The following is a 13,069-nucleotide window of genomic DNA, read 5'->3' as shown; positions in this document are numbered from 1 at the left end:
TTACTCAGAGATGATTTTAGCAGATTCGATCACCACATTTTCTAGTGGAACATCTGCATGGTAACCACGGTTACCTGTACGCACGCCTTTGATTTCATTCACGACGTCCATACCTTCAACCACTTTACCAAATACGGCATAGCCCCAGCCTTGAGCAGTTTTGCCTGTATGGTTCAAGAAGCTGTTGTTTTTCACGTTAATGAAGAACTGAGCAGAAGCTGAGTGTGGTGCTTGGGTACGTGCCATTGCGATCGTACCGACATCGTTGCTCAAACCGTTATCCGCTTCGTTTTCGATTGAATCACGTGTTGCTTTTTCTTTAAAGTTTTCGTCCATGCCACCGCCTTGGATCATGAAGCCATCGATCACACGGTGGAAAATGACGCCGTCATAAAAACCATCACGCACGTATTGCAGGAAGTTCTCAGCAGTTTTTGGTGCTTTTTCAGTGTTCAGTTCAAGAACAATACGACCTTTATTGGTGTTTAATTCGACTTGAGGAAAACTCATTAGACAATCTCCTAAACATGGACAGTAAAGCCATGGGTTTTTTGGTTGAGAGAAGCATAAGCAAACTGTAAACTACAAGGCAAGTAGAAACGTGAATTTCTTTGTGAAAAATCAAAGTTTGCGTTTTAATTATTCCAAATTTTATTGAAGAAGTGATCAATCGATTATGAAGCCGAATGATGTTGTTTCATCCCTGCCAACGAACCCGACACTAGATAACAATGCCTCTGTCGATGCTGCGCAGCAAGAACAACAGGCTGGCTTAGACTTTATTCGTCAGGTGATTACCGATGATTTGGCTGCGGGCCGTACTGAAAAAGTCATTACCCGTTTCCCGCCAGAGCCGAATGGCTATTTGCATATTGGTCACGTCAAAGCGATTTGTTTGAACTTCGGTATTGCTGAAGAATTCAAGGGCTTATGTAACCTGCGTTTTGATGATACTAACCCGGATGCAGAAGAACAGGAATATGTTGATGGTATCGCTAATGACGTTAAATGGTTAGGTTTCCAGTGGGATGGCGAGCCACGTTACGCCTCCAGCTATTTTGACCAGTTGTATGCCTGGGCGATCCAGTTGATTGAACAGGGTGACGCTTATGTGGATTTGCAAAGCCCGGAAGACATCAAACTGAACCGTGGTAATTTTGTTGAGCCGGGTAAAAACTCGCCGTACCGTGATGCAAGCGTGGAGGAAAACCTCGCGCGTTTTGAACAAATGCGTAACGGTGAGCTAGGTGAAGGTAAAGCCGTCTTACGTGCCAAGATTGATATGGCATCACCAAACGTGCATATGCGTGATCCGATTTTGTACCGTGTCTTGCATTCGACTCACCATCAGACAGGCGACAAGTGGAAAATCTACCCGATGTACGATTATGCCCATCCATTGTCGGATGCGATTGAAGGCATTACTCACTCTTTATGTACGCTGGAATTCCAGGATCACCGTCCATTCTATGACTGGGTGGTGGCAAAGGTAAAATCAGCAGCAGTACCACACCAGTACGAATCTAGCCGTCTCAATGTCGACTACACCATTACCTCGAAGCGTAAATTACGTAAGCTGGTTGAAGGTGGCCATGTGCAAGGTTGGGATGATCCACGTATGCCAACCGTGGTGGGTATGCGCCGTCGCGGTTTTACCCCGGAAGGTCTGCGCGACTTCTGTAAGCGTGTGGGTGTGTCGAAAACTGATGGTATTGTCGATGTGGCCATGCTCGAGTTCTGTATCCGTCAATCACTGGAAAATACCGCGTCGCGTGGTATGGCCGTGTTGAATCCGTTAAAAGTGACTCTGACCAATTTACCGGAAGAGATGGACTTGCCCCATGCCCGTCATCCAAACGTGGATATGGGCGAACGTATCATTCCGCTGACACGTGAAATTTACATCGACCGTAAAGACTTTGAAGAAGAGCCACCAAAAGGCTTTAAACGCCTGATTCCGGGTGGGGAAGTGCGTTTGCGTCATGCCTATGTGATCAAGTGTGATGAAATTCTGAAAGATGAAAATGGTGAAATTGTTGAGCTGAAATGTTCAATCGACCCAGAAACTTTAGGTAAAAATCCGGAAGGCCGTAAGGTTAAAGGCGTGATTCACTGGGTATCGGCAAGCAAAGGTATTACTGCTGAAGTGCGTATTTATGACCGTTTGTTTAATGAAGCAGATCCAGAAACAGGGGATGACTTCCTGGCGAATCTAAACCCTGATTCATTAAAGGTCGTTCAGGCAGTGGTTGAGCCAGCGTTGGCTGAAGCCGCTGCAGAACAGCGCTTCCAGTTTGAACGTGAAGGTTATTTCGTGGCGGATCGTTATGATCACAGCATAGAAAAACCAGTGTTTAACCGTATTCTGGATTTAAAAGACAGCTTTAAACCGGGCAAGTAATTGCTTGGATTCTTTATAAAAAAAACCCAACTGCTGTTGGGTTTTTTTTATGGTTGATTTAGTCGACTAGCAGATCACCCCATGCAGGGCTTTTGGCTCAAGATTTCTTGTTTAGCATCCGCAGCCCATTGCTGCATTTCTGGCAAGGCGATCATCCGCTTGATCCATTGTTGGCTAGCTTGGGAAAAGGGTAAGTGATAGCTTTTTGCCCGAAAAGCCACTGGCGCAAAGTAGGCATCTACCGCGGTAAAATCTGGCCCAGCCAGATAAGGACCGCCAAAACGCTCCAGACCTTGTTGCCACAAAGCATCCATACGTTCTAGGTCATTTTTCAGTGCAGATGAAAGCCCAGTGCAGGGTTGATCCAGAGTGCAGTTCATTGGGCAGTCTTGGCGTAAATGGGGAAATCCGGCATGCATCTCGGCGATGGCACAACGAGACCAGCAACGCGCCTGTGCAGAGGCTGGAAATACATGTGGATAGTGCTCAGCCAGAGTTTCGATAATCGCCAAAGATTCCCAGATCACCGTATTGCCGTCATGCAAGCACGGGACTTTGCCCGTTGGGGAAAAGCTGAGGTAACGTTGTGTACGGGTATCCAGCGGGCTAAAAGTACACATCTGTTCCTGAAAAGGAATCTGTTTGACCCGCATTAGCAGCCAGACACGTAACGACCAGGAAGAAAAATTTTTATCACCAATCCAGAGTTGATACATTGGCTGCTCCTGAGTTTATTTTTTCGGATGCTGTTCTTTTAACAAGAGGTGTGTTGGTATTTGCATCTTGGCTTTATCGCGCAGTTTTTTCTTGATATAGAGCACGAGGGCAAAACAGGTGGTGGTCACGGTGAGTATGGCACTATTCATAAAGGACATCAGTGAACTGACATAACCAATCGTTGTTAACCTGTGCATCATTTTGACCACCTGGGGGCTACTTTCTACTCCGGTAATGGCCCAAGAACACAAGTGTTCACAGTTGTTGATGATTAGATGATAGTTGTTTTCATGCATGCGCGAACGCATACGCCGAATGACTGTACGACCTTTATATTTCGGCTGATCATAGCTACGTACCAGAATTTTTTTGCCGTGGGAAAATTTTTGCAGACTGGTGATTTCAATCGGATGCTTTTTGAAGAGATGGGCAAAACCGGAATAATGGATTACCCGACCACGACCTGCATAAATGCCATGATGCGAATAGCCCAAATGTTTGACGATGAGATGAGCTCCGAGAGGAAAGCGTTTTGCTCGCTGTTGCATATTCCGGCTGATCCAATAAAGTCTACATGTGTATTTTATTGACGTTGAAATTATAACGAAGAACTTGGTTTTTGGATGGTCATAAAGAGAGAAATAGTCGAAATATTTGCCCATAATTGCGTATTTGTTATGGTTTTTTTCAATAGGTCACTCTCAAGGTCTATAGAGAATCATGAAAGCAAAAGTAAAAAAGCAAAGCTTGAATATCTGGAAAAAGCAAGATGGAGAATTCTGAGGGTTAATTATCCATCTTAGTCTATTGTCATTCATGAGCTAATTTGAGGAGCACAAAGTAGCGAGCTGATTGTAACAAGAGTGAACGGACTGTTCTGTTGCAAAAAGTAAAACAACTCGGTGCACACGTTGTTCAATAAGATTTGAAAAACGTGTGCAAGAGCGGGATGATCAAGTTATTGTTTTATTTGGTTATGCACTTGCACGACGACGTTCAACTTCAGTAGAAGGAGCACCTTCTTTGTCTTTCTGAAGAACGATGTCGAACTGGATGTGTTTGAAAGGACCTTTCAAACCACGGCGTGCGATTTCAGCTTCGTCAGTTACGTCAACAGCAGTTGCAACTAGACCTTCACGCGTACCGAATGCGAAGTCGTCCCAAAGGTATTTGTCGCCTTCGATGTTGAACTGCGTGGTTAATTTACGGTGACCTGGCGCAGAGATGAAGTAGTGCACGTGCGCAGGACGTTGACCGTGACGAGAAAGTTTGTTCAACATTTGTTGTAACGGACCTTCTGGGTTCAAACCGTAACCTACAGGCATCGTTGTTTGCGCTGTGTAGTTACCGTTTTCATCAGAAATGATCGTACGACGAAGGTTGAAGTGTGATTGAGACTTGTCGAAGAACGAGTAGTTACCGTGGCTGTTTGCATGCCACATTTCAACTTTAGCACCAGAAAGCACTTCACCATCAGTATCAGTTACTTTACCTTCGATGATAAGCGTTGCAATTTTACCTTCTTCAGTACCGTCATCCATACGAGCGAAACCTACAGATTCAGGTGCACCAGCGACATATAATGGACCTTCGATTGTACGTGGAGTACCACCTGTTAAGCCTGCTTTAGCATCAGCTTCATCAGCACGTAGGTCAAGGTAGTGTTCTAGGCCGATTGCAGAACCTAAAAGAGCAAATTCATCAGCTTTCGCCATGTCGATGATCGCTTCAACACCTTTCCAAACTTCAGATTGGCTAAGATCAAGATCTTCGATTGCTTGGTAGAAGTCAGTCACTAGGCGTACAACAACTTGTTGTAAACGCGCGTCTACTGGACCTTCAGAAGTGTCTACGTTACATGCTTTAACTAAATTTTCAATCGCTTGACGATCCATGGTTATTTTCCTTCCTATGGTAAGTAGAGGTGCCAGTGCTAGCACCCGGTATTGTTGTTAGATATGTTTGAATAATGCTGAACGGCTATTGCCACTGGCACCATCCGCTGCACTGAGGAAACGTTCCGTATGAATGTCCTGCTCAAACAGGCGGCTTTGCATCAGGGTCGAAATGGCAGAGTCGATCATCACCGGTGGGCCACATAAATAGGCTTTATGTCCTGCACAACGGTTCTCAAAGTAATCTGCCACAGCTTCATGTACAAAGCCAGTGAAACCGTTCCATTCATCTTCAGCTTTTGGTGCGTTGAGTGCCGGGATATAATGGAAGCGTGTATCAGTCGTGCTATGCTGGGTCACCGTTTAAAAAAGTTTAATTTGTAGCTCTGAAATAACAAAAAACCGCCGTATATAGGCGGTTTTTTTATTTAAACAGGTTTTTGCAGGAATTCGGTTAATTCTTTGCGGCTATAACCACGTGCAATCAATACTTTTTTGATGCCTTGAATGACTTCAGCATCGGTGCTCTTGCGCAATGCTTCAAGCAGTTGTTCATTGCTTTTACAAGAACAGTCATTTTCAATACAAACGATCTGGTTCTTGTGTTCGTTATGCTGATCTGGTTTTAACAGCTTTTGCCAAAAACTCATAGAGCCTTCATTTACGACCTAACATAGCTCGAAATATAGCCAAATCTGTTAAAAAAGCAATAATGCTTGAGTCAGAAAAGCAGCAGTTGAACATGCCATTTTTCAAAGAAAATTTATCGTTTTTGCTATTTTTGTGACAGTGATACGCTTTGTCATTGTTTATGTTTTGGAAAAACTTGATAAAAAACGGAGAGCCGAAGCTCTCCAGTCGATTTTATGCATTTACATCGTCATAAATTGTTTAAATTTTTTCCAGTAGTACACCCGACTCCACATGATGGGTATAAGGGAACTGGTCAAATAGAGCAAAGCGAGTCACTTTGTGTGTGTTACACAAAGTTTTTAAATTATTGTGCAGTGTATCCGGATTACAGGAAATATAAATAATCCGTTCGAAGCCTGACAATAATTGTAGGGTTGCATCATCAATTCCGGCACGTGGTGGATCAACAAAAACCGTACTGAACTGGTAACTCTGGAGATCAATCTCGGCTTCCTGTAGGCGGCGGAATTCGCGTGTCCCGTGATAGGCTTCGGTAAACTCTTCTGCGGACAGACGGGCTACCTGAATATTGTCAATCGCGTTCTGTTCAATATTCCACTGTGCAGCATACACCGAGCTTTTTGCCAGTTCGGTGGCCAGAACACGGTTAAATTTTAGTGATAGCGGTAAGGTAAAGTTGCCATTGCCGCAGTACAATTCGAGTAGATCACCCGATGCCCCTTCAGCAGACGTGCAGGCCCATTGCAGCATGTGTTGGCAGACCTGGGCGTTCGGCTGGGTAAAGCTGCTTTCAATTTGTTTGTACTTAAATGTACGATCGAAGACCTGTAATTCCTCGACCACATAATCATCACTCAATACCAGCTTCTGACCGCGACTACGTCCAATAATCTTGATATTGAGTTCATCCGCCAGGGTTTTGGCCGCCTGTTCCCAATCGGCTTCAAGCTTGCAATGATAAATCAGGGTGACCAGCATTTCACCGCTCAAGGTTGCAAGGAAATCAACTTCAAACAGACGCTTTTCCAGCACGGGATTGCCTTTGATTTTTGCCAATAATACTGGCATTAAATCATTGATGCTTTTGTCGGCAATCGGGAACTGGTCGACGCGCACCACGGTTTTTTGCTTGCCATCCTCACCACGTTCAAACATGGCATAAAACAGGTCATTGTCGGTATGCCAAACTCGAAACTCCGCACGCATACGGAAATGCTGTTCAGGAGAGGCAAATACCTCCAAAGCAGGCGGATTAAATTCAGAGAACTGCGCCGTGATACGCTGAACTTTTTCATCGAGTTGAGTTTGATAGGCAGGGGTCATAAACAATCAAAAAACAAAGGCCAAAATAATGCTGCATCTTAGCAAAAAATTCCGGGTATGCGGCTGTTTCGCAGTAAATAAGCTTTATGTAGGATCAATCAAGTCGGCTAGGATCTGCTGTAATTGCTGCATGCCCTGAGTGGCCGAGTGCTTTAGCAGGTGATAGCGTTGCGGCACACGCTGATAATCAGCTTGTGGATCAATATAATAAGCCAGACAATTTGCCGGAATCTGATGGATTAAGCCCGCTACGGGATAGACACTCAGGGTTGAGCCGATCACTACAAAGATTTCAGCATCTTGCACCAGCTCGACAGCCTGTTCATAGGCCGGGACGGCTTCACCAAACCACACCACATGTGGGCGTAGGGGATAACTTTCAGGACAACGGTCTTTTTCCAGATCGAGTTGCCAGCCTGTGATCGGATAGAGGATGTCACTATATTGTGCACCAGGACCGGAACTCTTGGCGAAACGAATATTGCCATGTAAGTGTAGGACTTTGAGGCTACCGGCACGTTCATGCAAGTCATCAATATTCTGGGTAATCACCTGGACATCAAAATTCTGTTGGAGATCCGCAATAATCTGGTGAGCCTGATTGGGTTGAGCTGCCAGAATATTTTTACGTCGTTCATTGTAAAAGCGTTGCACGAGTGCCGGATTTTTGGCCCAGGCTTCAGGCGTAGCCACCTCATGAATGTCGTGCTGTTCCCATAAGCCGTTGCTATCGCGGAAAGTATTGATACCACTTTCAGCACTCATGCCTGCACCTGAAAAGATCACCAGTTTACGCATGTGTCCCTCAATTGATTTTATAGGCATTTCAACATGCCGTATTTGAGAGCAATATGCAAATTGAGGCAATCTGCTTTCTTTATGCAAAACTGCTGGAAGCTCCAGCATTAGATCGGTGGAGGATAAAACTGCTTGCAAGATTTCGCTTTTGGCATATACATTGCTCTTATCAAACAACAAATAAAAAATCATTGCAGGAGAGACAGGTATTCCCTGCGCCGAAAGAGCAACGACCCCGGAAACTCTCAGGTAAAAGGACTGCATTGATTGCACAACTCTGGAGAGAGGCGTTAACACGCACACCCAAGGGGAAAGTTGATTGCACCATACGCGCAATCGATCGAAGCTCTCAGGTACCCTGACAGATGGGGCATATCATCAAGGCTCGGCTTTGATAAGGAGCAGTCTATGTCACATGTTGCTGTGATTGGCGCCGGTATTACCGGCATCACCTCCGCATATATTCTCAATAGTCTGGGCTATCAGGTCACAGTACTCGACCGGCACCTCTATGCTGCCATGGAAACTTCCTATGCCAATGGTGGACAGCTTTCAGCTTGTAATGCGGAAGTCTGGAACACACAGGCCACGGTCAAAAAAGGTCTGAAATGGATGAGTAAAAAGGATGCGCCATTATTACTTAATCCTTCGTTTAGCCTGCAGAAATATAGCTGGCTATTTGAATTTTTACGGCATATCCCAGCTTATGAAACCAATACTGTAGAGACTGTACGTTTAGCCCTGCTGGCACGGGAAAAAATGTTTGAGATTGCGGAAACTGAGGGTTTTGAGTTTGATCTGGTCAAGAAAGGGATTTTACATATTTTTCATAACGAGACAGATTTTCATCATGCCCATTTGGTTAACCAGTTACTAAACAGAGCTCAGTTAGAGCGTTATGCGGTAACTCCTGAAGAAATGCGTCAGATCGAGCCAGCCCTGACGGGATCATATGCAGGTGGATTTTATACACCGGGTGATGCAACAGGAGATATCCATAAATTTTGTCGTGGTCTGTCGCAAGTCTGTGCACAGAAAGGTGTGAAATTTTTATATGGAGTTGAAGTTGTAGATTTTGTCCATCCGCAACAAGGTATTGAGCTGATTTATCAGGCGAGTGCAGAGAACATGCATGCTGAACCTCAGGATCGTGTCCACTTGCAAACGGATGCGATCGTGGTCTGTGGCGGTGTGAGTAGTTATGCCATTTCAAGAATGCTCGGTGATCATATTCAGGTTTATCCGGTCAAGGGCTATTCAATTACTGTGCAGTTGAATGATACAGAAAGCCAGCAGCAGGCACCTTGGGTCAGCCTGTTGGATGAAAGTGCCAAAATTGTCAGCAGTCGTTTGGGCTTGACGCGTCTACGTGTGGCAGGTACAGCGGAGTTTAATGGTTACAATCGGGATATCCGTGCGGATCGGATTCAACCGCTGATTAACTGGGTCAATCAGAATTTTCAGCTTTCCACAGCTCAGGTGGTGCCTTGGGCGGGATTAAGACCAATGATGCCGAATATGATGCCAGTGGTGTCGCGAGGTAAACGACGTGGGGTGTATTATCATACCGGACATGGTCATTTGGGCTGGACGCTTTCTGCTGCAACCGCCGTGATGTTAGGGGCCTTGATTGAGCAGGATTTGCCTGTTTAGTATTTTTATTGGTTTGGATACTCACTTGACAAACTTTGCAAGCAATACAGATAAACTGCAAGATAAAACCCGCACATGGCGGGTTTTACTATGATTGATTCTAATTAATGGTCATGATGCAGGTATTCAGGTTCCTTTGGTAATGCAAAGCTGCATAGGAAACAGATCATTAACATCACGATGACATAAACAAAGAAGGTGTTTTCAATACCCGCCTGTTTAAATTGTAAAGCCACCGCAGGTGCTGATCCACCAAATAGGGCATTACCAACCGCATAAGAGAAACCTACACCTAAGGCACGTACATGCGGTGGGAACATTTCTGCTTTGACCAGACCACTGATGGAGGTATAAAAGCTCAAAATCATCATTAAAAAGATCAGTAATAAAGTCACGATCACCGGTGAATAGCTGAAATGATTCATGCCAATCACCATCACCGGATAGATGAAAATAGCACTCAGGGCACTAAAAGCCAGCATGGAAGCTCGACGGCCAATCCGATCGGAAATAAGGCCAAACACCGGTTGTGCCAGCATGTAGACAAATAGGGCAAAGGTCATCATATAGCCGACAGTTTTGCTATCAATGCCCATATTGGTCAGATAGGTTTTGGAATAAACAGTCAGGACATAAAAGGTCAATGAACCTGCTGAAGTATAACCCACCACCAGCAAAAAGGTTTTCCAATGATTTTTAAAGAGTGCTCTTAAACTGCCTGATTCCTCGCGTTCACGATCTGCATGTGAGAGGGTTTCTTCCAGACGGCTACGCGCAAGGAGGGAAATAATCGCTGTGATTCCGCCAATAATAAACGGAATACGCCAACCGCCATTCATCAACTGTTCTTCACTTAAAAAAGCCAGCAGAATGACACCCAGCAGACTGGCCAGAAGTTGACCACCAGACAGGGTCACATACTGAAATGAGGCATAAAAGCCACGTCGGCCTTTTAAGGCAATTTCACTCATGTAGGTGGCAACCGCACCATATTCACCCCCGACAGACAGGCCCTGTAATAAACGTACCATCAATAACAGGAAGGGTGCCCACATACCGACTTGTTCATAGGTAGGCAGAAATGCAAATAGGAAAGAACTGACAGCCATCAGGCTAATCGAAATCACCATGGACTGTTTGCGACCATGTTTGTCCGCGATGCGGCCAAAAATCCAGCTGCCGATCGGGCGCATAAAAAAGCTGGCAGCAAATACACCCCAGACATAAATGGCCTGAGCCGTTGAACTCATGTTGGGAGCAGTCAGCACATGCTGAAAATACATGGCAAAGACGGCATAGATATAAAAGTCAAACCATTCCACCAGGTTGCCTGAAGAGGCTCCGACAATCCCTAGAACGCGTTTACGTTTTTCTTCTTTGCTATAGATCACTTCACTCATCGGTAGATCCTTATCAATTTTTCTCATCTAAATACAGGAGGTTTTTTAAAATTATAAATATTGTAATATTCACATAATTTGTATCATTAATAGCATGAAAATTGACAAAATTTCAGTATTTTTATCTTTATTTTATTCTTCTATAATATTGATTTGTAACGGAAAATAAAAAAGCCCATCGGTTGATAGGCTTTTTTTAAAATTCATATTTAAGCTGAGATGAATGCGTTCACAGCCTGATTAAAGTCTTCAGGTTTTTCCACATTCGAGATGTGAGATGCATCGATTTCAAACAATTTTGCATTTGGAATACGATCCACCATAAACTGGCCATCGGCAACCGTTGTTACAGGATCTTGTTTACCTGCAATGACCAATACCGGAACGGTAATGTCTTTCAACTGTTCACGAACATCCGCTTTAGCCAAAGCTTCACAGCAGCTTGCGTAACCTTCTGCGCTGCCAGCTGCAAGGTCGTTACTCAGATTTTCCACAACTGCCGCTTGGCTCTGGATAAAGGGATCGGTAAACCAGCGTGATGCTGCGGTTGAGGCAATTGGTTGCAAGCCTTGTTCACGTACCAGTTTGGCACGATCCAGCCATGCAGCTTCTTGACCAATTTTCGCTGCCGTGTTGCAGACAATCACGTGATTAAAACGTTCAGGTTTGTTAATGGCTAACCATTGGCCGGTCAAACCACCCATCGAAATACCACAGAAACTTGCTTTAGCAACATTGAGGTGATCAAGCAAATTTACGACGTCCTGACCCAATTGTTCTAGGGTATAAGGACCTTGTGGTGCAGAAGATGAACCGTGACCACGGGTATCGTAACAGATGACAAAGAAGTTCTCTTTAAATACATTGAACTGTTTCTGCCACATGCCGTAGTTGGTGCCTAAAGAGTTAGAAAACACCAAAGCCGGTTTGCTCGCATCACCAAAAGTCTGGTAATTGATGACAGCATCATTCGATTGAAAAGTTGGCATTGCGGTTCTCCAATCCTTATACGCGTTCGATAATCAAGGCAATGCCTTGACCCACACCGATACACATCGAGCACAGACCGTATTTACCACCGGTTTCTTCCAAATGGTTCAATGCCGTGGTGACCAGACGTGCACCTGAAGCACCGAGTGGATGACCCAAAGCAATCGCACCACCGTTCGGGTTCACATGTGCAGCATCATCTGCAAGACCCAAGTCACGGGTACAAGACAAGGCTTGAGCCGAGAATGCTTCGTTTAGCTCAATCACATCCATTTGCTCAAGGGTTAAACCGGTTTGAGCCAACAGTTTCTTGATTGCAGGCGCTGGACCAAAGCCCATGATGCGTGGTTCTACACCGACCACGGTTGCACCAATGATTTTGGCACGTGGTTTCAGGTTGTATTGTGCAACTGCTTCATCAGATGCAATCAGTAGCGCTGCTGCACCATCATTAATGCCTGAAGCATTACCGGCAGTGACCGTACCGTCTGCTTTGACGACGGGTTTAAGTTTTGCCAAGCCTTCAGCAGTCGTTGATGCACGTGGATGCTCATCGGTATCTACAACCACTGGATCGCCTTTGCGCTGTGGGATTACCACTGGCACGATTTCTTTAGCGAAGTAACCACGTGCTTGTGCAGCTGCGCAACGTTGTTGGCTTTGCAGGGCAAATTTGTCTTGGTCTTCACGCGAAATGTTGAATTGTTCTGCCAGGTTTTCTGCAGTTTGTGGCATGGTTTCCACGCCATACATTTCTTTCAGCTTTGGATTGATAAAACGCCAGCCCATGGTAGTGTCTTCAATCTTCTGGCTACGGCCGAACGCGCTGTCTGATTTACCCATGACAAATGGGGCACGAGACATCGATTCAACACCACCGGCAATTATCAGATTTGCTTCACCTGATTTGATTGCACGTGCAGCAGTCGCGATTGCATCGAGGGATGAACCGCAAAGACGGTTTAATGTGGTTGCTGGAACCTGGTGTGGCAAACCAGACAATAGGCCAGACATACGGCCCACGTTACGGTTGTCTTCACCGGCTTGGTTGGCACAGCCGTAGATCAGGTCATCCACCTGTTCCCAGTTCACCGATGGATTACGCTCCATCAAGGCTTTGATCGGTAATGCACCCAGATCATCTGCACGTACAGGGGCTAAACCACCCGCATAACGGCCAAATGGGGTACGAATCGCATCTACGATATAGGCATTTTTCATGTGGTTATTCCTTTCCC

General features: G+C 45.2%; 12 protein-coding genes, 1 pseudogene and 1 riboswitch. Of the genes and pseudogenes, 2 read left to right on the top strand and 11 right to left on the bottom strand.

Annotated features, from left to right (window positions below; translation table 11 throughout):
* Positions 1–510, bottom strand: a complete 510-nt coding sequence (locus PAE54_RS01510) for a peptidylprolyl isomerase (protein WP_273779038.1) — start codon at positions 508–510, stop codon at positions 1–3.
* 166 nt (positions 511–676) lie between these two features.
* Here PAE54_RS01510 and PAE54_RS01505 point away from each other — a divergent pair, with 166 nt between their 5' ends.
* The gene (locus PAE54_RS01505; protein WP_326518149.1) at positions 677–2,401 is read left to right on the top strand and encodes a glutamine--tRNA ligase/YqeY domain fusion protein; all 1,725 of its coding nucleotides are present in this window, start codon (positions 677–679) and stop codon (positions 2,399–2,401) included.
* Positions 2,402–2,475: 74 nt separating this feature from the next.
* Here the strand turns inward: PAE54_RS01505 and PAE54_RS01500 are convergent, their stop codons facing one another.
* The 7 genes and pseudogenes from PAE54_RS01500 to PAE54_RS01470 all read right to left on the bottom strand — a co-directional run bounded on the left by PAE54_RS01500 (position 2,476) and on the right by PAE54_RS01470 (position 7,788).
* Positions 2,476–3,117: a glutathione S-transferase family protein gene (locus tag PAE54_RS01500; protein ID WP_326518148.1), complete on the bottom strand. Its 642-nt coding sequence runs from the start codon at positions 3,115–3,117 to the stop codon at positions 2,476–2,478.
* Positions 3,118–3,132: 15 nt separating this feature from the next.
* On the bottom strand, positions 3,133–3,666 hold the full coding sequence (locus PAE54_RS01495; RefSeq protein ID WP_326518147.1) for a lecithin retinol acyltransferase family protein: 534 nt from the start codon (positions 3,664–3,666) through the stop codon (positions 3,133–3,135).
* Positions 3,667–4,092: 426 nt separating this feature from the next.
* Positions 4,093–5,013, bottom strand: coding sequence for a catechol 1,2-dioxygenase (gene catA / locus PAE54_RS01490; protein WP_326518146.1), 921 nt, complete (start codon positions 5,011–5,013; stop codon positions 4,093–4,095).
* Between the two features lie 57 nt (positions 5,014–5,070).
* Positions 5,071–5,343, bottom strand: a pseudogene (locus PAE54_RS01485) (phenol hydroxylase); the annotation flags it as partial.
* A gap of 98 nt (positions 5,344–5,441) precedes the next feature.
* Complete coding sequence (locus PAE54_RS01480) at positions 5,442–5,663, bottom strand: hypothetical protein (protein ID WP_273779051.1); 222 nt, start codon at positions 5,661–5,663, stop codon at positions 5,442–5,444.
* A 241-nt stretch (positions 5,664–5,904) separates the two neighbouring features.
* Positions 5,905–6,990, bottom strand: a complete 1,086-nt coding sequence (gene trmA, locus PAE54_RS01475) for a tRNA (uridine(54)-C5)-methyltransferase TrmA (RefSeq protein ID WP_326518144.1) — start codon at positions 6,988–6,990, stop codon at positions 5,905–5,907.
* 84 nt (positions 6,991–7,074) lie between these two features.
* Positions 7,075–7,788: an SIR2 family NAD-dependent protein deacylase gene (locus PAE54_RS01470; protein ID WP_326518143.1), complete on the bottom strand. Its 714-nt coding sequence runs from the start codon at positions 7,786–7,788 to the stop codon at positions 7,075–7,077.
* A 184-nt stretch (positions 7,789–7,972) separates the two neighbouring features.
* Positions 7,973–8,059, top strand: a riboswitch (glycine riboswitch).
* A gap of 137 nt (positions 8,060–8,196) precedes the next feature.
* On the opposite strand from PAE54_RS01470, the gene PAE54_RS01465 reads away from it, so the two are divergent.
* On the top strand, positions 8,197–9,441 hold the full coding sequence (locus PAE54_RS01465; protein ID WP_326518142.1) for a D-amino acid dehydrogenase: 1,245 nt from the start codon (positions 8,197–8,199) through the stop codon (positions 9,439–9,441).
* 104 nt (positions 9,442–9,545) lie between these two features.
* Here PAE54_RS01465 and PAE54_RS01460 read toward each other — a convergent pair whose 3' ends face one another.
* The 3 genes from PAE54_RS01460 to pcaF all read right to left on the bottom strand — a co-directional run bounded on the left by PAE54_RS01460 (position 9,546) and on the right by pcaF (position 13,052).
* Positions 9,546–10,832, bottom strand: coding sequence for an MFS transporter (locus PAE54_RS01460; RefSeq protein ID WP_326518216.1), 1,287 nt, complete (start codon positions 10,830–10,832; stop codon positions 9,546–9,548).
* Positions 10,833–11,050: 218 nt separating this feature from the next.
* Positions 11,051–11,830 (bottom strand): 3-oxoadipate enol-lactonase, encoded by a 780-nt coding sequence (pcaD, locus tag PAE54_RS01455; RefSeq protein WP_273779055.1) that lies wholly within the window; start codon positions 11,828–11,830, stop codon positions 11,051–11,053.
* A 16-nt stretch (positions 11,831–11,846) separates the two neighbouring features.
* Complete coding sequence (gene pcaF, locus PAE54_RS01450) at positions 11,847–13,052, bottom strand: 3-oxoadipyl-CoA thiolase (protein ID WP_326518141.1); 1,206 nt, start codon at positions 13,050–13,052, stop codon at positions 11,847–11,849.
* Positions 13,053–13,069: the final 17 nt, after the last annotated feature.

The sequence above is a fragment of the Acinetobacter minutum genome (assembly GCF_035916735.1).
Taxonomy (GTDB): Bacteria; Pseudomonadota; Gammaproteobacteria; order Pseudomonadales; family Moraxellaceae; genus Acinetobacter.
This window is presented reverse-complemented; position numbering and strand designations above follow the sequence as displayed.